We start from the raw sequence: 22,522 nt of genomic DNA, 5'->3' as shown, positions 1-22,522 counted from the left end.
ATTTAACAGTCATCCCGTTTTTTCTCTTCCCCTAATTCCGGGGGCAACAACACGATCCTGCCTTTTTCTAACTTTACCTGCAGTCGATTACTTATTCCCAGAGCTTCAAGGTAATCCCTGGGTATCTGTATACGTCCCGCTCTATCTACTATCGCCAGTTCCTGATGTGATAATTCGTTCATGCGTGCCTCCATCTCTTCCTCTACAAAGGTCTTTACATCACTGGAACTTACCTTCCTGATAAACTCGCTGCTGGTTTTACCATCTCTTATAGCTACAACCCTATCTACCTTGCGAGCAAGCCTCATATCGTGGGTCACGATGATCGTCGTCAGTTGAAATTGCCGGTTTAATTCTCTTATCACATCCAGAACCACATTAGCCATTTTGGTATCCAGTGATCCTGTGGGCTCATCGGCCAGCAACAGCTTAGGGTCATTAGCCAGGGCAATCGCTATAGCAACCCTCTGCTGTTCACCGCCAGATAATTCTGCAGGTTTACGATTCGCTTTATTCCCAAGGCCCACGATTTCTAAGAGCTCTTTTGCCCTTTGCCTTCTTATCTTGCCTTTAAATATCATGGGCAATTCAACATTTTCCAGCGCCGAAAGATATGGGATGAGGTTTCTAGCATTATTCTGCCATACAAACCCCACCGTTTCCCTTTTATATCTAACCAGCTCTTTTTCGCTCATCTTGAGAAGGTTTTTCCCATCTACAATCAACTTGCCTGCTGTAGGCCTATCAAGCCCTCCCAGTATGTTTAAAAGGGTGGACTTTCCGCTTCCGCTGTTGCCGATTATAGCCATGAGTTCGCCTTTTTCCACATAGAGGTCAAGGCCCTGTAAGGCCATAACCTCTATGTCGGCTACCTTGTAGATCTTTACCAATTCCTCACATTCTACCATAAACATAGATCAATCCTCTCCCATCTTAATAGCCTGATTGATCTTGATCCTTGAGATCATATACCCTACTATTGCCAGGCCGATTATAAGCATCACCAAAACCGAAACCAGTAATTTCATCTGATCGCTCGCTTCTGATACGATGACAAAAGGCGGAACCTGATTGGATGCGTTAAACGCCATCTGGAATAGAGGTACATACAACACACTGGACAAGAAGCCTACTATAATACCCATTACCAGGGCTATTCCTGATGTCAATACCTGCTCCCATATGATCATGCTTATAAGCTGCTTAAAGTAAAGGCCTATAGCCCTTAAAATGCCAAACTGGTACTCACGGCTGCTAAGAGATAATATCCAGTATATCAAAAATCCCATAAAACATATAATGATGGATATAATGAAGCTCAATGTGAGAGCACCATTTAATCCCAGCTGGAATGGATCGTTTTTAGCTGCAACCAGCTCTTGTTTTGCGTTCGTTACGCTTATTATAGCCACCTTATTTTTCTGTATAGATTTATAAAGGTCGGCAGATGTGGCCCCTGGCTTTAATTTTATCCATACATTATACGGCTCCAGAGGAAAATTATCCTGCACATAAGGCAAATTGGCCACTATCAGCGCAGGAACACTATTGTTATCTCCCTCATTAGGCGATTCTAAAGGATTCCACGATGGCCAATAGTTTATTATGCCATAAACCGTAAATGTCACTTCATCGGTCCCTAATAACTTGACCTTTATATTGTCACCCGGTGATATATTATATTTTTTGCTCAGCGTATCTGAAATCAATATTGCCGAAGGATTGCTTGAAAGCAGGTTCAAATACTGGTTGATGTGATATGGCAGCAATCCATTTCTAAACCACAGTGTTTTTCCAAAATCGTAGGGATCTATTGCCATCATTCTTACGTTGTCCTGTATATTGTTATTATAGATGACTGTAGCATCATCGCGATCATAAACCCTGGCGGCATACTGCACCCCGTCCAGTTTTTCATATATAGAAAAAGATGGCTCTATATATTGTGCTCTCACCACTTCTTCACTGTTGCCAGAATTATTGTTCCCTGAATTACCCTGGTTATCGCTCGATGGTGGCGTAAAAGAGCTTGACGTCGTAGCCTTTGCCGTTTCCCAATAAGGTGTCAGAACAATGTCCGTACCCACTGCATAGTATATCTTGTCGTGTATGTTGGTATTTATCGTTCTGGCCGAATTAGCACCAAACAATCCTGTTGAGATAGTTATAACCAAAAATAACATTAGGAACTGATAACGCCTGGATCCACGTCCTATCTCAATAAGGGTCATATAAAGCGAGGTTGGCCATATGCTGTTTCCTATCCTGTATATAAGGTTTACAACATATGGATAAATCCTTATAAGGAATAATCCTGCACCTATAATAAAAAGAGTAGATGCAAAAAATAGCAGTGGATTTATACTGAGATTAGTGGTATTTATATTTGTTTCATTTAATATCTGCTGTCTCTGATTAAAGGTATACAGCGCGTACAAGGATATCCCTAAGAATATGATATCCAGAAAATATTTTTGCCAGAAAGCAGGTTTTATCATACGAGCATTCTCCTGCTTTTGTGTAACAATACTATAATTGCTGGCATAATATGCTGGTATAAGCGCCGTTATTATAGCTACTACCGCCGCCAATAGCGCGTACTGATATGATGTAATGCTAATCCGCACAGGGATTGCTGTCCTATTCACAAACTCCATAAAGCCATTGGATACACCCAACACCTTGCTGATATAATAGCCCAATACAGGTCCTACTGCAAAAGCTATAGCACTTAAAAGAGAATTTTCAATGAAATAACTCATCAAAATATGCCATTTTGTAGCACCACGGCTTCTCAATACAGCAATTTCATCCTTTTGCTTTTCCACCAGCAAGCTGGACACCATAAATATATAGAAAAGTAACATAAGCATTACAGGTACATCCAGCGTGAGAAGCATGATTTTAAGCTGACTTTGTCTCTCGATATAATTGCCCAGTATAGGCATGTATTGGCTGTAAACTCCCATATCATTAAATCTATTTACCGTGTTTTTCTGTATATACTGGTCAGCATCAATGAGATTATACATATTTTCCAGGTTAATGCGGTGATAATCAAATATGTAACTCCACATGACAAATTTCAACCTTGTGGGATCCCTGTTTACAAAATCTTTTATAAAAAGGTCATCACTTATAAACACACTATCCCTTGTACTGGGTATATCAGCTGCACCCATCCAATATTTATCCTTATAATCTTTAGGCTGAAACACACCTACGATTTTGATCTTTATCTTATCCTTAGAATTTGGATCATAGGCGTCTGTAAGATAAAACTCGTTGCCCAGCACCGTATTATATGCATCCAGCGTAGACTGGTTTACGATGACCTCGTAGGCGCCGTTAACAGGTTTGTCTGCTGGCATCCTGCCATCGATGATCTTTATATGTTTTTCAAAATCGGAAAGGGCCTGCACAGACGCAAAACGCTCCTGATTTGGATTTACTTTCTTATAATCTACCGGCTGCATCCTGTATTTGTCTGTGGAATAATCCACTATGGCCGCATACATTGGTATACCAAATGCCTTTTCGGCATTCTTGTTCATAAAGTCTCCTACTTTATAAAAAACATCCCTTCTCTTTTCCATAGGCGTCTTGCTGGTAAAATATAGCGTAACCGCATAGCTCCCGGGATATTGATGAGTCTTTTGCTGGCTGTTTTCAAACTCTTTTACAAGAAATTTCTGCAATACCCCATCGGTATATATGGGTATACTGCTCACCAGACCTACAGATATAATCAGGCCTATGAGAAGGCATAATGTCAACCATCGATTATTATTTATCTTTCTTAAAACCATTATAATAATAGTCATAATTTATGGCCCCTTTCTAGCGAAGTATCACCTGTTGCCCCTCTTTTAGCCCTGATACAATTTCTACCTGAGTTGCCGTCTGTATACCAGTTTCTACATCTATTTCTCTTTTTTTATCTCCTTCCATAACCTGTACATAAGTTCTGCCCATATATGATCTTATAGCGCCAATCGGGAGTAGTAAAACGTTATCTTTTTTCTGTAACACTATGGTAAAATCAGCTATATGCCCCATCTTTATGTCTGGCGGCAAATTATCTACTTTTATAAGCATGGCGTTTTTCATATTATCATCAGTAGCCATCGCTGTATCTGAAGGCGAAATGGTCACAGTACCTGTATAATGCTTTCCGTCTATTACTACATCGGCCTTCATTCCGATTTTTACGTATTTGTAATTACTCATGTCCAGAGCTTGATAATAAAGCTGGACATTTGATGGATCTGCTACCTTTATAAAAGTCTGATATTTAGCTATATTGGTGCCCTGTTTCACGTTCTCATCCACAAATGTCACCACGCCGTCCATAGGTGAAAGCATTTTGCTTTTTTGAAGTTGCTCGTTTAAAATATCGTATTGTAATTGCGCTTCTTTTAAATCCAATTTCAAAAGCTCAATGGTGTATTTATCTGCTTTATTATTTATAGCCTGGTCCAGGCGAATTTTTGCTTTTTGTAATTCATATCCCTGGACTTGCAGCCTATAAGGTAGATCACCTGTTTCGATTTCTGCCAGCAACTGACCCTTTTTTACCTTGTCGCCTATCTTAACGTAGACATCTTTTAAGCGGCCTTCCATATCTTTAAACGATAGCGACACTTCGCGCCTTGAGATAAAAGTTCCCGTCCCTGTAACCTGCCTTACAATGCTGCCTCTGGTCACTTTGGCGTACGTGTAAGTAACCTTTGGCGGCTTTACCAATGGCGGTGCCAGTGTCTGCTCCTCTTTAGGCATGATTGAACCACAGCCCGTTATACCAACGAGGACTGATACAGATAGGATCACCACACTAATCGCCTTGCACAACTTGCCCATCTTCCAACGTGTAAACAACATCAGCCACCTCCATTATCGCAGGGTCATGAGTAGCTATGACTACCGTTAACCCCTCATTATCTACCAGATTTCTAAACAATTTCAAAACCTGAAGCCCCATTCTACTGTCAAGCTCTGCCGTAGGTTCATCAGCCAGTACCGCTGCAGGCCTGTGGGCTATGGCCCTGGCTATAGCCACTCTCTGTTGTTCACCTCCTGAAAGCTCTAGAGGCCTATGATTCATGCGCTTAGAAAGACCCACAATAGCTAAAGCTTCTTGGGCCATCTTTTTTCGCTCAGCTTTTGGTATATCCGCTATCCTCAACCCAAATTCAACGTTTTCATAAGCCGACATAAGGGGAAGCAGCCCAAAAGACTGGAAAACATAACCCAGTTTATACCTTCTTATATCATCCCTTTCTTTATCACTGGCTTGCGAAATATTTTTCCCCTGAAACATCACCTCACCGCTGGTTGGATAATCCAGCGCGCCCAGTATATTCATAAGTGTGGTTTTCCCCGATCCCGAACGGCCTTTCAATGCGACGAGTTTTTTCTCCTGTATGGTTATACTTACATCTTTTATAGCGTGTACCGTTTCTTTCCCCACAATAAAATCACGACAGACCTTATTAGTTACAAATATGTCAGACAAATCCCCTCCCCCTCTTTCTTTTTAATTTTACATTTTATTATAGCACTGGATTCTGGAAATGTAAACCTTATCACAATATTTAAATAAATTTATTTACTCATAATTAACATACTCTTAACCTAATTTACCTATGATTAATAGCCACTTAATATTGCTATAGTATTTTATTTATAAAAGAAATTATTGAAGGGAGTGTCATTATGAAAAAACTTTTATCACTGATCCTGGTTGTTTGTATGTCAGCCTTGTTGTTTATCCCGGCATCAATAAATGCCGCAGAGCAGACATCATATCAGCTAGGGGCATCTGTAAATCCTGACCACATAACCCTTACATGGACAGACAACCCCATGACCACCCAAACCATTACATGGCGAACATCCACAACCGTTAACAAAGGTATAGTCCAATACGCAAAAGAAACAGATAAAGATAAATTCCCCGAAAACGCTAAATCAGTAAATGCTACCAAAAAAGAGTTCACGTCAGATCTCGGTAAGATGAATCTTCATATAGCCAACATTGAAGGCTTAGAACCAGGAGCCACATACATATACAGGGTAGGTGACGGCATCAACTGGAGTGATATCCACACCTTCACCACAGAAGCGCAAAATACACAGCAATTTAAATTCCTCGTATTTGGAGACAGCCAGAGCGGAAATCCATATGATCCCGAATACGGTCCGTGGAAAAAAACCATACAAAATGCCTTTAAAGCAAACCCCGATGCCAGATTCTTTGTAAATGTCGGTGACCTTGTAGAATGGGGACAATATTATGTGCACTGGAATAACTGGTTTGACGCCGCCAAAGGCGTAATCGACACCATTCCCGCTATGCCCACCCAGGGAAATCACGAAACCTACAACCCACCTGATTGGCATACCACAAAACCGGTATTCTGGACAACACAGTTCCCACTGCCCCAAAATGGACCCCAGGGTCTTAAAGGACAGACATATTCTTTTGATTACGGTAATGCTCACATTGTAATGCTGGACAGCCAGGAAGAAGAAGAAAAAACTGTCGCTGGAGATATATTAGAAGCCCAAAAGACATGGCTTGAGAATGACCTGAAAAATACCAATAAGACTTGGAAACTCGTATTTTTCCACAAGACTCCATATTATAGCAAAGCTACAAGAACCAACGAAGATATCAAAAAAGCGTTCCAGTCTATATTTGACAAATACCATGTAGACGTAGTATTCAATGGTCATGATCACTCTGTCGCCAGGACATACCCCATATACGGCGATAAATTCGTAGACAGTCCATCAAAGGGAACCATATATTACATTACAGGCAGAAGCGGCAACAAATACTATCCTGACCTATCACAGAAAGTATGGAACGCCTTTTTCTATGATCCACAGGATCAGCCTAATTATTTGGTCGTAGAGGTAAACGGCAATAAGTTGACCATAAACGCGGTAAAACAGGATGGCACTTTGATCGATACATATACCATAGATAAAGCAACAGGTAAAGACACACCTCAAACGGTAATACCTCCAAAATACAACAACACAAGGCTTGTAATATACGGCAATGTGCTGCAACAGCCGTTCATGTCCATAGGACCTCAGAAGATAGATGGAAAATGGTACGTACCTGTAAGGGCCTTTGTCGAATACTTAGGCGGTACCGTGACATGGAAAGGTAACAACAAAGTGGATTTAGTATATGGTAAAGATACGGTTCAAATAGCCCAAAAGGACATAACTGCCACTTTAAACGGCAAAAAAATAACATTACCTGATGTCATACTCAACATAAAAGGAAACACCATGATATCGGCAGATGACTTAAATACCTTATTTGGTTTCACATATAAATACGACGAAAGCACCAACATGCTTATGTTCACAAAATAGCAATTTGCCTTCATCCCTTTAATTAATATATCATAAATTAATCGGTCAAAAGGCTCCGGATTATTCCGGAGCCTTTTCTCTACTCAGGCATCAAAAGGATTTTCCCTTTAACAGAAGACAGGGTCTGGTATAACTTAAAGGCTCCCCTGACAGATTCCAGTGCAAAACGCCTGTATGAGGATAATAAACGCTGTAAGCCCTGGACGTAGAAAAGACCACAACCCCATCAGCATCAAATACACTAACCTTACGGGCCGATGTGCCGATGTCGATACCTATAAGATACTCCCCCCATAAGCCCACCTCTCATATTGAATTGTTTAATTTTACAAATCATAACTCTATAATGTTTATATCGCCATCGCATAAATCCTCAAGCATATCTATCTCTCTTCGATGGCATGTAAAGAGGATGACCTGGCGCTTTTTTGAATACTCCACCAAAAATCTCAAAGCATTTTTAAGCCTTTCATCGTCATATTGAACCAACGCATCATCAAGAATAAGTGGAGGATTTTTGTCTGAAGCTGCTGCGTCGGCCAATGCTATTCTAAACCCAAGATAAATCTGATCCGCCGTTCCACCGCTTAAATCAAAAGGAGATTTAAACACACTGTATTCAGGAACTATAACAGATAACTTCAAATTTTCGCTGTCTATTCCTACCCTATCATATCTTCCTGTTATTGACTTTATAATCTCACCAGCCCTATTAATGAGGCGAGGTGTAAAATCCGTGTTAACCTCTTCAAGGCAGTTTCTCATCACATCGTAAGCCAGTTTAAAAGCCTTATACTCAAAATTCATCTTTTCTATAAGCCTATCCAGCAAATCTATCTCTTGCCTCAACTCAGGTATTCTTTTAAAAATCTCTCCATCTTTCCAGCGCTCATCTATGGAAGCAATTTGACTTATTATCATCTCTTTTTCTTTTATCTTTTGAGAAGACAATTCCATAATACTATCAAGATCATAGCCTTTACTGGTATTACTGTAGCGCCATTCAATGACCATGTTGTATGCAGAAAGGCTGTCCATAAGATCATCTATGCGCTTTTTCAATTCTTGAAGGCGCTGCTCCTTTTCATCTTTAGCAAACCTCAGCTGACCCAATCTGGTTTCCGTTTCATTTATCAAGACCTTTATACTATCGATATCCAATATCAGCTGCTTTGCCAGAGCTTCCTGATCTTCTGCCTGCTGTTTCATTTGTATTAATTGGTAATACCTATTCCTGCCTTTATAACCCACAAAGGCCACTATAGCACCGATGGCTAAAAAAGTAAAAAACAGGGGGTTGAGAAATGCAGCCAATAAACCAGCTGCCGCAAGTACTATACCCAAAGTAAGGTATACGGAGTACCCCGCATAGCGTTTTAATATTTGGTCATCCACATAGGACCTTTTTTGTGATAACAACTCATCTAACTTTTTTTGCTTTTGTTTCAATTCCTCTCTATATCCATTCAGAGAGGTTTTTTCAAGTTCCTTTATTTCGCCATCCAGTTTTTCTATTTCGAGCTTTAGCTTTGAAAAATCTCTCTCCCATTCATCCAGCATCATTAAAGATGGCTTGATCTTATCCAGCTGATCTATCTCGTCTTCCAATACCCTTAACCTTTCTTTAAGATCCAATAAGCGGGATTCATCTTCCATCATAAGCTGATGTTGTTTTATAAGCTCATTTAATTCTCTCTCAAGCAAATTCCTTCGCTCCATTACGCTATTTATAGACACATCTTTTCTTCTTCCAGAAAGTTCTTTTATGCGGTCTTCCAAGTATATAAGGGCATTCCCGGCATCAGTGTCCTCCTGTCCGGTTTGAGCCATATTTACCAGCTTATTGTACAGGTCTTTATTTTCGTCTGCCACCCTGGTAACAGATAACTGCCTTATAAAAACAGTGCTGTCAAAAGCGCTCAACGTCAAACCTGTTATGTCCTCGCCGTCTAAATTCAATTCAACACCCTTTATCATATCTGAAATCTGACATTGATCTTTCCTGTGGTTATTTCTATCAAATGTCCTGTGAATCCTGAGCTTTTTGCCTGCGCATGTCAGTACCATATCTCCTCCCGCTTCGCTGCCATCCCATGGCATATATGCTATCCTATCAGGCGTCTTATTTTTCTTTTCACTGAGTCCGTAAAGCATCGCCCTTATAAACGCAATCAATGTGCTCTTGCCACTTTCATTTTGGCCGTAGATGACATTGAAATTGTCACATAATTTAATCTTCACGTCACTCAACTTGCCAAAGGATTTTACATAAAGCTCTTCTATATTCATTGCCCTTATCCCCCCAATGCCTTTATACCTATTCTTAATGCCTCTTTTACAACCCTTATTTCATCCTCCTGGGCTTCCTGCAAAATCTGCTTCATCTTTCTGGCATAAAGGCCCTTTATACCTACATCCTTTGTAAGAGCATCAAGATCTATATCCACCTCGGTCTCATCCACAATATCCACATAAAAAAGCCCATCTTTTAAACTCCTATTCAACTGGTCCACTATAAAAGGTATGTTTATCCCCTCTTTGTACTGCTCTTCTACAACACCTTTTAAAAAAACCCTCAATATCACATTATTTCTACAATATTGCTCTACTCTTTGTACTATTTCTTGAACTTCAGGCATATCAGTTATATCTATATCCACAACCGTATACTCTCTGGTGTTTACAGGGAAAAATTCCAGGCTACATTGATTTCCCTCCAGAGTGCACATGACAAACCCCCTCGGACCGCATTCACCAAAATCCCTTCCCTCGATGTTGCCCGGATAGCACCAGCTGGTCTTTCCCGTGCGCTTAAGCCCTGTGCGGGTATGTATATGGCCCAATGCCAGGTAAGCAAGGCCAGAGTTTTCTATATCTTTCAACCTTATGGGATTATAAATGCTCTCTTCACCTATATCGCCATGGATGGCCATGATATTTACCCTGCTGCTGTCTTCCACTTTAAAGCCATCCAGGGCAGGCTCTTTTATATAAGGTCTATCAAAGCCCTTCCCATACACAGAAACGTTCAGTGCATCTATATCAAATCTATATAGATTTTGATCAAAAATATGTACATTATCAGGCCAATCCCATATCCTGTAATATGATTTATGAGTATGAGGATCATGGTTGCCTGGAGCTATAAATACGGGAACAGGATAGAGTTCTCCCAGCTTTGACGATACGTGATTTATTGTACTTTTTAAAACCGATTGTTCTTCAAACAGATCACCTGCAATTATCAATATATCAGCTCTTTCAGCTTTTATTACATCTATAGCTCTATCAAAGGATTTTATCATATCCCCCCGGCGAACGGCTGCAAGATGGGGCGGCAGCCCCAAGAAGTCCGAATCAAGATGAACATCAGCCATGTGAGCAATCTTTAACGCCATAACAAGCTAATCCCCCTCTATAATACTCTCCAGGTACATTATACCATAATAAGCATAATCTTTCCTGTGCAAAAACATATACTCATTCCCTTATTATCACCTGCTCGAAATACTCATCAACGGCTTCCTTTGCTTTATCCAAATACGCTCTTTCGCAAAATTCTCTACCACAAAATTCGGGATCCAGTATATCAGGGCTGTATCGGTATCCCTGTAAAACATATTTTTTGGCCCCTTTAAGCCACGACCCTATCTTTTTTATGTCATCAATGCTAAGCAATTTGGGATGCACGGTGGTCCTGAACTCATAGTCAATTCCAGCAGCCTTAATCATATCTACGCTTATACACACCTTTTCAACGTCACTTACTCGTGTCAAAAAGGTTCTATAACCCTCGAGCGGCGCTTTTACGTCCATGGCGATGTAATCTACCAGCCCTTTTGCAATTATATCCTCCAGTACATCCGGCCTTGAACCATTAGTATCCAGCTTTACGGAAAAGCCTGATGACTTTATTTGAGCCATCAGGCTTTTCAACCCCTTCCACAGCGTAGGTTCTCCACCGGTGATGCACACACCATCTATCAGATTTTTTCTCCTCGCTAAATACCTCAAAATGTCTTCAGGACTATAGCGAGCCGGCTTTGGCACAATAATAGAGCTATTATGACAGTAAGGACAGCGAAAATTACATCCACTTATAAACACCGTCGTCGCGATTTTACCAGGATAATCTACTGTGGATACAGGCATGTAATCATATATCATACAGCAAATTCCTTCCTATCCTTGAATTCCTCTTTTTTGCCGTTATTCCAGCACTGCACCGGCCTGTAATAACCAACCACCCTGCTGTAGACCTCACAGTCTTTCCCACAGTATGGGCATGTAAAATGCTCCCCTGCAATATAGCCATGCTCGTTGCAGACAGAAAAAGTTGGCGTAATAGTATAATACGGTATTTTGTAATTATATGCAATCTTCTTAACCAAAGCCTTGCACGTGGATACGTCGCTTATCCTCTCGCCTATAAAGCCGTGCAATACTGTGCCTCCTGTGTATTTGCATTGTAATTCTTCCTGAAGGTCCAGCGCCGTAAATATGTCGTCTGTAAAATCTACAGGGAGTTGGGTAGAATTAGTGTAATACGGCTCATCCTGACCGCATGTGATAATCCCGGGATACATCTCTTTGTCTTTTTTAGCCAGTCTATATGATGCACCTTCTGCCGGTGACGCTTCCAGATTGTAAAGTACACCTGTTTCTTCCTGATACTGTCTTAACTTCTCCCTCATGAAGTCCAATACTTCTAATGCAAAGGATCGCCCTTCTTCCGACGCTATACCGACACCCATGAAGTTCAGAAGAGCTTCATTCATACCTATAAGCCCTATAGTATTGAAGTGGTTCTTCCAGTAAGAGCCAAACCTCTTGTATATATCCCTCAAGTAGAACCTGGCATACGGGTATAGCCCCTCTTGGGTCAACCTCTCCAGAACCTCGCGCTTTATCTCAAGGCTGGTCCTGGCTATGTCCATGAGCCTTTCCACCCTTGACAAAAATTCCTCTTTTGTCTTGGATAGATATCCTATCCTGGGCATATTTATCGTAACGACACCAATAGATCCTGTCAGAGGATTGGCGCCAAAAAGTCCTCCCCCGCGCTTCCTCAGCTCTCTGTTATCCAAACGAAGGCGGCAACAATTATGGGTTATGTTCCCAAGAGAGTGAACAAAGTAATGATTTTCTTCAAGCTCTATGTCGTAAAAGTCTTGCTCATATGCTAGATTCTCGAGCTTTATCGATTTTACTTTAACGAGGGCTATATCACTTGACAAAATTTTCATGCTTTCCTCTGTATGTGCATTTGTTCTATCTATTGAACTTTTACAAACCATCGCGTCTTTATTATAAAATGGATGCTGAAGTCTTATTGTCTGACTGCTTTCTCTATATCTTATTGTTGTTGGCTCACCAATAAGAGAATATAGCAATACCAAATCTTCCGCAAGTTTCTGGTCATTTATATGAAGCTCTTTACCCCTGTCATATCCATCTCCTGCAAAGATACCTTCAAGAAAACTTTTAATTATTTCCTTTCTGGCATTGAAGATGATGTCAGGTACTCCACCATACTTTCTCAATCCACTATTCGAGAACATTCTCGCAATTTCTGTATTGTAGAAATAACCGTATAAAGAATGGTCATAGCGCGGATCTTTCTTAAATTTCATAACGTAGTGGAACTTTCTATATACTATATCTTTTACCCTTTCAATAAGATCAATGTCATCGTCATTAAACGTAAACTGGATGCCTCGCTCTTTTTGATAAGAAGAAAATTCTTCTCTGGGATCATATAAATAATTGCCATCAGCTATAAAAAAGCCCATTAAAAATGCCATGTCTTCATCTACTTTATATTCATCTATATATATATCTTCATGATTTAAAGCATCATCCGCTTTTCTTAGAACTAAAAGTATATCTTTTTCATTTACATCTGATGCTTTCTTATAAGTTATTCCCTCTTCCGTATATACTGCAACAGGATGATCTCTGGATACCCTTATCTTTTTGCCATCGTATGTTTCTATCGTTACCATACAATTATCATACATTCTAAAAAATCTTTTTATATTTTTCCACTCGACCTTATAAGTATCAGGATTTAAAGTCAGCGCCTGTAAATTAGAAGTAGCTTCTGCCCACCCTTCATCATCATATTTTTCTACATAGGTCTGAGCAAGATCGCCAATTGTTGTTCTAACAACTCTACCATCGATTTTCACAATCATCATTTCATCCGGATGTAAACACATCGAGCGCGCATCCTCAGGCTTCATGTCGCTGTTTATAAAATTACTGAAATAAGGGAGGCCGTATTTTGCTGTCATCTCCATTACTTTATCAACTACAGGGCTATCCCAGTCGAATTCTTTCGTAATATTGTAAGTGGGAATCGGAAATGTAAATATGCGACCGCTGGCATCTCCTTCCATCATTACCTCCGCAAAAGCTGTGTTGAGCATATCCATCTCTTTTTGAAATTCTTTGTATGTCCTGTCCATAAGCTGTCCGCCAATTATCACAGGTTCATCGGCCATTATACCTGGTACCACCAGGTCCATAGTTATATTGACAAAAGGCGTCTGAAAACCTACCCTGGTAGGAACATTAAGGTTGAATATGAATTCCTGCATGGCTTGTTTGACTTCTTTATATGTCAAACCGTCATAATATATAAACGGCGCCAGATATGTATCAAAGTTGGAAAATGCCTGAGCTCCAGCTGCTTCTCCTTGGAGAGTATAAAAGAAGTTCACAATCTGCCCCAGAGCCGTCCTGAAGTGCTTTGGAGGCTTACTGGCTACTTTCCCTTCGACTCCAGTAAAGCCGCTTAACAATAAATCTTTCAGATCCCAGCCGCAGCAATATACAGACAAGAGGCCAAGGTCATGGATGTGAAAATCCCCGTTGACGTGAGCATCTCTCACCTCTTTCGGATATATCTTGTTAAGCCAGTACTTTGAAATCACCGTGGTGGATATGTGATTGTTGAGCCCCTGGAGGGAAAAACCCATGTTGCTGTTTTCGTTTATCCTCCAGTCTACCTTACCGATGTATTGATCAACCGTCTCCTCTATATCTAAAAATAACTTTTTAAATTCTCTGATATCCTGATGCTGCTTTCTGTATAATATATAGGCCTTTGCCGTTTTGGCATGACCGTTTTCTATCAGGACTTTTTCTACGATATCCTGCACATCTTCAACCGACGGTATGGCATTATTATATTTCTGTTCAAGAATACTTATGACCTGTACAGCCAAATTATGGGCTATACTCCTATCATCTCCCCCTACTGCCTTCGCAGCTTTAAATATAGCCTGCTCTATTTTATCGCCTTCAAAAGGGACAATAGACCCATCTCTTTTTCTAATATATGTAATCACAGCTGTATACCCCCAATATATAGTATAGATTTTTAGCAACTACACAAGATATTTTACAACCAAACAGCGCAAAAAACAAGGTAAATATCTGGGAAGTTCATTTATTGCCGTCAATGTAAACGTCTGTAAAAAATCATTGTGAAATAGTAAATTGCCCGGCTAATCAATAACGGGATGGCAAGTTATCCCATCATTGATTAGCCGGGCAGTACAATAGCTACGCTATCTTTTTTGTAAATGCATTTTTGCTACTCTCTCTTTGCCTCTTTGATTTAACTCGGTAATAAGCAATTTACCTTCATTTTTGCATACTCTCATCATTTCATCCAGCACTTTTTTATAATCATTCATGTGATGCATAGCATTATACGTAACAACCGCATCAAAAGTATTATCTAAAAAAGGCATCTTGTGGGCATCGCCATTGACAAATAAAATATTATCTATGCCTGCCTCTCTCAGTCTCTGTCTTGTTCTTTCAAGCACGCTCCTATCGTATTCAATAGATACGACTTTATATCCATATAAAGCCAGGGCCTCGGCCATTTTACCCGCTCCAGTACATACATTAGGATTATAACAGGTAAAAAATTATCCAATACCACTCGTATTCTTATTTCCAGAATATATTCTGGTATTTGAGTTTTTCCAGTATTCTATAAAAAATACGATAAATATACTTACCATAATACCTAATATAAAAGCAATTACTATATTCAATAATTTCTTAGGTGATACAGGTTTTTCAGGAATTAGCGCTTTACTTGTTATTAAAACACTTTGTTCTCCTAACTTAGAAGCTTTAACTAATTCTAACATGTTATATTTTTCTATCATAATATCTCTTGATTTTTTTAGTAAATCTAATCTTGTTTGCTTTTCGTTTATCAATATTTCGTTGTTTGTATTTATAGCCTCATTAAGTTCATTAGTAGCTTTATCAATTTTTTCATTTTGAAGCTTAATTAATTGATCTAAAGTAACCATCAACTTATCCGTTTGTTTGTTATTTATGGTTGTTATATACTCTCTAAACTTCTCCGCTACTGTATCAGCTATCTTAACTGCCAATCTCGGGTCATTTTCTTTTACAGTTATGTCGATTAAATTGGTCTTATCTATTAATGTAACATCAATATGCGATTTTAAATAATCAATAGTGTATTTTTTATTGTTTAATTCTAATTGATTTATTGTATTTTGTAATACAACGGGATTTGTTACCTCTTCTTTAAAAGCATCAATTGTCATATCAGGATACTTTAATAATGAAGACAAAAGCGATGACAAATCTTTATCTATCTCATCATTATAAACATTGATTTTATTTGAATTATTCCCATTATTTGACATTATTATTGTGGTATTCGAGCCAAAAAAACCCGTTGATGGTATAATAGATGTTACTGCAATTTTTGTAGATGCCTCATATGTAGGTTTTATAATAAAAAAGCTTAAAAAAGCCGAAAAGAGAGTAGTTATAATTGTGATTATAGCAATTATATTTCTACCCTTCCAAACAATCTCTATGACCTCTCTTAATGAAATTTCTTCTTCCACAGTTATCCTCCTCCACTTTCCCTTTCACCTTAAATTTATCTCTGCAATGCAATAACATAATATATTTTAAATTTTATAACATCAAAATGCAAGAATTATTTACCTTACCTTTCTATATCCATCCATTATTTCCGAAAAAATCTCAGCTGTAGTTGGAGGCGTATAAGTTATGGCATTGGCACCCGCTTCAATGGTTCTCATTATAGTTTCATCAGTAGGACCACCTGTAGCAATAATAGGTATTTGCGGGTATTCTTCTCGTATTTTTTTTACAATATCCGGCGTATTTTTAGCACCGGATATATTGAGTATTGTAGCACCAGCCTCTAATCTACCTTTTACATCATCCTTTTCAGATATAATAGTTACCACAATAGGTATGTCAATAGTTTCCCTCATCTTCCTTATAGTCTCATTGGGGGTAAGGGCATTTACCACAACTCCTATAGCACCTTGAAATTCCGCATCAAGAGCCAGATTTATAACCCTCTGGCCTTGGGTTTGCCCACCTCCCACGCCGCAAAAAACAGGTAAATCTGATGCCATCATTATGGCGTGAGTAATGATGGGTTGTGGCGTAAAAGGATATACGGCAATTACAGCATTGGCATTTGTATTTCTTATAATGGCGATATCTGTAGAAAATACAAGGGATTTTATAAGTTTCCCGAAAATTTTGATTCCCGATGCGTGATTGATGACCTCAGGCACCTTCACCATTTTCTGTCTCAATAACGAAGTAATCTCAGGAGCAAATGTACTATTCACAGCGCTCATCTCCTTTAATTTATTTTATTTTTTAAAGGAATACAAATATTTCTGTACAATACTTTATTAATTATATTCTACATTTTTGTTAAAAATCTTTTTAAAAAAAATCTTTTTTAGGAGGTTTTAATTATAACAAAAGTTACTATTGATCCCGGCATTTGTGGATTTCCTATAATCATACATGCCAGCAGTGAAGATATGCAAAATGTAAAAATTGATATGTACCACACCTTACCTGTCCAGTATATTCAGGTATATTAAAAGCCATTGAAACTAAAGCAGGTTTGGCGCTACCCAAAGATTGCCACATAAAAATTGAAAGAGAATAGCCATAAAGACCTGGCAAATACGTCTAGGTCTTTATTAATTTTTTATGAATTTTATACATAATTTATTGTTAAATTATAAAATAGATGCCATAATATATTATGTTGATTTTCTTAGGTACACCTTTTTTCCTGAAGCATACGGATGAAGACATAATGGAGGAATATTATGCACCACAGGAACCTCAACTATAAAATCGTCATTCTTGTTTTTTTGTTAGTTACGGTTACGTTGCTAGCAACAGGTTTCTTTTATTTAAAATTATCAAACTGTGATACGAAGACATTGGATAAACAATTTTCTCCTTCTGATGGCATACCTGTTCTCATGTATCACAAGGTAAGTCCAAGCTATAAAGCAGGAGGATTGGGATTGAGGGTAAGGCCAAAAGATTTTGCCTGGCAGATGCAATACCTCTATAACAACAGATATCACACTGTATCATTGGAAGATGTGGTAGATTATTGGCAGCACAAAAAATCATTGCCGTCAAATCCAGTAGTGATAACTTTTGACGATGGCTACGAAGACAACTATAAGTATGCATATCCGATATTAAAAAAATACCATTTTACAGCTACGATATTTGTGGTAGTAAACTCCGTAGGAAAAACCAATTTTTTTGACGTAAGAAGAGGTGTACAACCCGTAAACAAAATGCTCACCTGGGCGGAAATAAAAGAGCTGGACGCCAACGGCATAACCATAGGAGCTCATACTATGAATCACCCTCACCTTGCAAAAATAAAACCGTATCAAGCCGAAAGAGAAATAATAGAATCCAAAAAAGCGTTGGAAAAAGCCCTGGGTAAGCCCGTATTGACGTTCTCCTATCCATATGGAAGCTATAACAAGACAGTAGAAGATTTCGTAAAAAAAGCCGGATTTAAGGTTGCAGTAACTACAAAACAGGGTATTAATTTTTCCAATGCAGATCCCTATGCATTAAAACGCATACGTATTATGGGAAGGTACAGCCATAGAAAATTTATCCATGAATTGACCAGATATTATAGAAAAAATTAATTGAAAAGGCCGAAAAAAGATAATGCGCTAATTAACAAAAGCATCATCGAATAAAGGTATTGACAATAACATAGCATCATAATATAATAGAGATAACTTTTGAACGATGGTGTTCATAAGGACATCGAAGTCCATAAAAGGTATAGTATACCTTTTATGGACTTTTTATTTTTATTAAGAGAAGGAGTGATACCTTTGATAAACACAGGTGATACAGCATTTATACTCATATCTGCGGCTCTTGTCATGTTTATGACACCAGGACTTGCTCTGTTTTACGGCGGCATGGTCAGGCGAAAAAATGTCCTTGGTACCATGATGCAAAGCTTTATCATTATAGCTTTGATTTCTGTACTATGGGTGCTGTTGGGTTATTCTTTATCCTTTGGCCCTGATAAAGGACATATTATTGGCAGTCTTAAATGGTTTGGTTTAAACGGCGTAGGATTAAAACCAAATCCTGACTACGCTTCGACCATCCCACATATGGCATTCGCCGCATATCAGATGATGTTTGCCATAATAACACCTGCCCTTATTACAGGTGCATTTGCTGAACGCATGAGGTTTAAGCCTTTCCTTATATTTATCACATTGTGGAGCCTTTTGGTATATTCTCCACTAGCCCATTGGGTGTGGGGAAATGGTGGTTGGCTCAGGTCATTAGGCGCACTGGATTTTGCAGGTGGTAATGTGGTGCATATAAGCTCAGGTGTTTCGGGTCTTGTACTGGCACTGGTACTTGGTAAAAGGCGCCATTACGGCAAAGAGCCTATGATTCCCCACAACATTCCAATGGTAGTTTTAGGCGCGGCAATACTCTGGTTTGGTTGGTTTGGCTTTAACGCTGGTAGTGCATTATCCGCTAATGGAATAGCTGTAAATGCCTTCATAACCACAAATACAGCTGCTGCTATGTCGTCATTAAGCTGGATGTTTGTAGAATGGATAAGGACCAATAAGCCTACTTTGTTTGGGGCAGCCAGCGGTGCAATAGCTGGTTTAGTAGCCATAACCCCTGCCGCAGGATTTGTAAGTCCACTATCATCCATCATCATAGGATTGGTAAGCGGTGTATTATGTTACTATACCGTAAACATAATGAAATACCGTCTGGGTTACGATGACTCACTGGATGCCTTTGGCATGCACGGTATAGGCGGTACATGGGGTGCCATAGCTACAGGCTTATTTGCCTCAAAGACCGTTAATCCTGCAGGGACCAACGGTTTGTTCTTTGGCAATCCACATCAACTATTGATACAATTTATAAGCGTTGTGGCCACATACGCCTTTGCTGCTGTAACTTCATTTATATTAATCAAGGCCATATCATTGTTTACGCAGATCAGGTTAAGCGAAGAAGACGAAGAATTGGGATTAGACCTTACACAGCACGGAGAAGAGGCATATCCTGATACCAACAACATAAACAAAGTAAATTATCTAACTGACTTAGAGGAAGAAGCTATATAGGCACTATACACCCCCATTGAAGGTCAAAAATAACAACAGACAATTTAAACCAATAATAATCCCTGTTGTCAACCATCCAAAAAGTTTTGTAAGTGGTCGATTGACAAATTTGCCCATTATATCTTCTCGCCCTGTAACCAACATAAGTGGTATAATAGCTGCAGGCAACGCAAAGCTCAATGAAACCTGACTTATAATCAACGCTTTCATTGGATTTATACCCGAGCTAATTATAACTATGGCTGGAACCATAGTAATCAATCTCCTCACCAGAAGGGGTATCTTTACCTCTATAAACCCATCCATCACTGTCTCTCCCGCCATGGTGCCCACTGCTGAGGATGAAAAACCTGAAGCCAACAGCGCTACGGCAAAAGCCACACTGGACATGGGACCCAGTAGAGGCTTTAAAGATTCATGGGCCTGTTCAATAGTATCAACCTGTACGCCTTTGCTATAAAAAATTGCTGCAGAAACTATGACCATAGCTGCATTTACGATAAAGGCGATATTCATAGCTATAATAACATCTATTTTTTCCATTTGAAGGTGCCTTCTTCTGTATTCATCATTTTTATCATTGTTTCTGCATTGAACAAGCTGGGAATGCAAAAATATCACATGGGGCATGACCGTCGCCCCAAGCATTCCAACTGCTATCAAGACGGCACCGCCATTTTCCAGGGTAGGTATGAAAGTGTGTATACCTATCTGCACCCAGTCAGGTTTCGCAAGAAACAGCTCTAATCCGTAGGCAATACAAATAACTCCGACAAGCAAGGAAATAACCAGTTCCACAACTCTCTGCCCGTATTTTTCCATATATGTTATTAAAAATGTTATCATACCTGTCAGCAAACCTGCATATATAAGGGGCGTTTTAAAGAGGAGGTATAAACCTAATGCCCCACCCAAAAATTCTGCAAGTGTGGTAGCAATTGCCGCCAGCTCAGCAACTATCCATAGAAACCAGTTAACTTTTTTGGAAAATACTTTGCTACACATCTGAGGTAGATTATAGCCTGTAACTATGCCCAATTTTGCCGATATGATCTGCAGAAAAATGGCCATGATATTGCTCCATAAAATCACCCATATAAGGCTGTAATTAAATGCAGAACCTGCACTGATATTGGTGGCAAAATTACCTGGATCAATGTAGGCAACACTGACTACAAACGCAGGGCCCAAGTATTTTATAAGCTGAAACTTCTTTATTGATTCTCCAATTTTATTTAAATAGCATACAATCGAGGGCTGCAATCTTAATCTCTCATATAATCCACTTTGATTTTCATTATTTATCATCATATCCACCTACCTTTTTAAACATTTTGATTATGCTAACTAATTTAACCGACGCTAAAATTTTTACCTAATGTAAAATATGAATATTAATATTTAATGGTTACACATATACATAAATAAAGTTATATAAAATCTGGTAGGTGGACATATATGATGGAAGATGAATTTTATACTTTTCGCGAATATATGAAAAAAGAAGACAATATGCTCACCGCTTCAATGGAAGACTATCTTGAAATGATATGCCGTCTCTGTGATAATGCGACTTATACACGCATAAACGAATTAGCCGCTGCTCTAAATGTACAGCCACCTTCTGCTACAAAAATGGTACAAAAATTATCCGAGCTAAACCTGATAGACTATAAAAAATACGGCATCATCACATTGACAGAAAAAGGGTATCAAATCGGTAGGGCCTTATTAAAGCGCCATGACATCATCGAAAAATTTTTACGCCTTTTAGATATCACTGATGAGCTCCTGGAAGAAACTGAAAAAATAGAACATACAATCAGTAATCACACATTAAAAAAGCTCGATAAGCTTATATCTTTTTTTGATAATCACCCTGAAATTAAAAATATGTTGAAAGAATATCTAAAATAAATAAAAAGTAAAATCAAAAATTAGCTGTTTACAACTTTATTTTTTTAGGGTATACTATAAATGGTGTTAAGAGAAAGTAAAAAATGCGCCCGTAGCTCAGTTGGACAGAGTATCTGACTACGAATCAGGTGGTCGGGGGTTCGAATCCCTCCGGGCGCACTCTATTTAAGCGGGTTGCAAGTTTTCAAGGCCTGAAACTCTACCGATGTACGAAGTCATTACAAAAAAGAGGGGCATCCCAAAATCGCAAAATAAAAAAGCAAAAGAAAAGCGATATATCATCTGATTTTTGTACAGAGGAAACTTCGCAATGGTCATCGAAGTTTCCTCTGTTTTTTTCTCGAGACTGTAAAAAATTTTGTGTAAAATGATTAAAAACCTCTTTCTTGGTAAGAATTCAAAAATAAAACAAACCGAGAAGGAGGTTTTTAAAAATGTCAATTTTGACAAAGGAACAATTAAAAAATTTCATCAGTGAAAACAATATTCAATCTATTCCAGACCTTTATGCGTCATTAAAAAACCTTTTTAAAGATACTATCCAAGAAATGCTTGAAGCAGAGCTTTCTACAGAGCTTGGATATGAAAAGTATGAGAAGAAAGATAAAGATACTCCAAACTCAAGAAATGGATATACTCAAAAGACTGTAAAAACTCAATTTGGTGAAATGGAAATTGATATTCCACGTGATAGA

17 protein-coding genes, 1 tRNA gene and 2 pseudogenes are annotated in these 22,522 nt (G+C 38.8%); 7 read left to right on the top strand and 13 right to left on the bottom strand.

The features are described 5' to 3' along the window. Positions 1-2: 2 nt before the first annotated feature. The 4 genes from BUB87_RS09915 to BUB87_RS09900 are packed head-to-tail and all read right to left on the bottom strand — an operon-like array spanning position 3 to position 5,515. Entirely contained in the window at positions 3-914 is a 912-nt protein-coding gene (locus BUB87_RS09915) for an ABC transporter ATP-binding protein (RefSeq protein ID WP_200792805.1), read from the bottom strand. Positions 915-917: 3 nt separating this feature from the next. After that, entirely contained in the window at positions 918-3,824 is a 2,907-nt protein-coding gene (locus tag BUB87_RS09910; RefSeq protein ID WP_073344818.1) for an ABC transporter permease, read from the bottom strand. A 16-nt stretch (positions 3,825-3,840) separates the two neighbouring features. Further along, positions 3,841-4,881, bottom strand: a complete 1,041-nt coding sequence (locus BUB87_RS09905) for an efflux RND transporter periplasmic adaptor subunit (protein ID WP_084111170.1) — start codon at positions 4,879-4,881, stop codon at positions 3,841-3,843. Next, positions 4,835-5,515 carry an ABC transporter ATP-binding protein gene (locus BUB87_RS09900; RefSeq protein ID WP_073344813.1) on the bottom strand — a complete coding sequence of 227 codons (681 nt, stop codon included), beginning with the start codon at positions 5,513-5,515 and terminating at the stop codon, positions 4,835-4,837. The genes BUB87_RS09905 and BUB87_RS09900 overlap by 47 nt, the downstream gene beginning before the upstream one ends. 200 nt (positions 5,516-5,715) lie before the next feature. Between BUB87_RS09900 and BUB87_RS09895 the strand changes: the two genes are divergently transcribed. Further along, on the top strand, positions 5,716-7,395 hold the full coding sequence (locus BUB87_RS09895; RefSeq protein WP_073344811.1) for a fibronectin type III domain-containing protein: 1,680 nt from the start codon (positions 5,716-5,718) through the stop codon (positions 7,393-7,395). A 90-nt stretch (positions 7,396-7,485) separates the two neighbouring features. Here the strand turns inward: BUB87_RS09895 and BUB87_RS14160 are convergent, their stop codons facing one another. The 8 genes and pseudogenes from BUB87_RS14160 to BUB87_RS09860 all read right to left on the bottom strand — a co-directional run bounded on the left by BUB87_RS14160 (position 7,486) and on the right by BUB87_RS09860 (position 17,030). Next, positions 7,486-7,698, bottom strand: coding sequence for a hypothetical protein (locus BUB87_RS14160; RefSeq protein ID WP_143156670.1), 213 nt, complete (start codon positions 7,696-7,698; stop codon positions 7,486-7,488). 30 nt (positions 7,699-7,728) lie between these two features. Further along, positions 7,729-9,684, bottom strand: coding sequence for an ATP-binding protein (locus BUB87_RS09890; protein ID WP_073344808.1), 1,956 nt, complete (start codon positions 9,682-9,684; stop codon positions 7,729-7,731). 5 nt (positions 9,685-9,689) lie between these two features. Next, entirely contained in the window at positions 9,690-10,793 is a 1,104-nt protein-coding gene (locus BUB87_RS09885; RefSeq protein ID WP_073344807.1) for a metallophosphoesterase family protein, read from the bottom strand. 82 nt (positions 10,794-10,875) lie between these two features. Next, positions 10,876-11,562: an anaerobic ribonucleoside-triphosphate reductase activating protein gene (locus BUB87_RS09880; protein ID WP_073344803.1), complete on the bottom strand. Its 687-nt coding sequence runs from the start codon at positions 11,560-11,562 to the stop codon at positions 10,876-10,878. Next, positions 11,559-14,750 (bottom strand): ribonucleoside triphosphate reductase, encoded by a 3,192-nt coding sequence (locus BUB87_RS09875; protein ID WP_073344801.1) that lies wholly within the window; start codon positions 14,748-14,750, stop codon positions 11,559-11,561. The genes BUB87_RS09880 and BUB87_RS09875 overlap by 4 nt, the downstream gene beginning before the upstream one ends. Positions 14,751-14,972: 222 nt before the next feature. Continuing rightward, positions 14,973-15,305, bottom strand: a pseudogene (locus BUB87_RS09870) (class I SAM-dependent methyltransferase); the annotation flags it as partial. Positions 15,306-15,341: 36 nt separating this feature from the next. Then, the gene (locus BUB87_RS09865; protein WP_073344795.1) at positions 15,342-16,310 is read right to left on the bottom strand and encodes a YveK family protein; all 969 of its coding nucleotides are present in this window, start codon (positions 16,308-16,310) and stop codon (positions 15,342-15,344) included. A 99-nt stretch (positions 16,311-16,409) separates the two neighbouring features. After that, positions 16,410-17,030, bottom strand: coding sequence for a beta/alpha barrel domain-containing protein (locus BUB87_RS09860; protein ID WP_407641839.1), 621 nt, complete (start codon positions 17,028-17,030; stop codon positions 16,410-16,412). A gap of 177 nt (positions 17,031-17,207) precedes the next feature. Between BUB87_RS09860 and BUB87_RS15090 the strand changes: the two are divergent. From BUB87_RS15090 to BUB87_RS09850, 3 genes and pseudogenes are all read left to right on the top strand, one after another. Beyond that, positions 17,208-17,410, top strand: a pseudogene (locus BUB87_RS15090) (DUF6951 family protein). A gap of 166 nt (positions 17,411-17,576) precedes the next feature. Further along, positions 17,577-18,434 carry a polysaccharide deacetylase family protein gene (locus BUB87_RS09855; protein WP_073344790.1) on the top strand — a complete coding sequence of 286 codons (858 nt, stop codon included), beginning with the start codon at positions 17,577-17,579 and terminating at the stop codon, positions 18,432-18,434. Between the two features lie 99 nt (positions 18,435-18,533). Further along, entirely contained in the window at positions 18,534-19,910 is a 1,377-nt protein-coding gene (locus BUB87_RS09850; RefSeq protein ID WP_456059097.1) for an ammonium transporter, read from the top strand. A gap of 3 nt (positions 19,911-19,913) precedes the next feature. Here BUB87_RS09850 and BUB87_RS09845 read toward each other — a convergent pair whose 3' ends face one another. Continuing rightward, positions 19,914-21,221, bottom strand: coding sequence for an Nramp family divalent metal transporter (locus tag BUB87_RS09845; protein WP_073344787.1), 1,308 nt, complete (start codon positions 21,219-21,221; stop codon positions 19,914-19,916). 147 nt (positions 21,222-21,368) lie between these two features. On the opposite strand from BUB87_RS09845, the gene BUB87_RS09840 reads away from it, so the two are divergent. The 3 genes from BUB87_RS09840 to BUB87_RS09830 all read left to right on the top strand — a co-directional run. Then, a complete protein-coding gene (locus tag BUB87_RS09840) occupies positions 21,369-21,827 on the top strand; it encodes a metal-dependent transcriptional regulator (protein ID WP_073344785.1) in 459 nt (152 codons plus the stop codon). 85 nt (positions 21,828-21,912) lie between these two features. Beyond that, positions 21,913-21,986: transfer RNA gene (locus tag BUB87_RS09835), tRNA-Arg, on the top strand. A gap of 275 nt (positions 21,987-22,261) precedes the next feature. Beyond that, a partial coding sequence (locus BUB87_RS09830; RefSeq protein WP_200792804.1) for a transposase occupies positions 22,262-22,522 on the top strand: 261 nt, incomplete at its 3' end.

Source organism: Caldanaerobius fijiensis DSM 17918 (assembly GCF_900129075.1).
Taxonomy (GTDB): Bacteria; Bacillota; Thermoanaerobacteria; order Thermoanaerobacterales; family Caldanaerobiaceae; genus Caldanaerobius; species Caldanaerobius fijiensis.
Note: the sequence above shows the minus strand (reverse complement) of the source record. Positions and strands in the feature narration are given on the sequence as shown.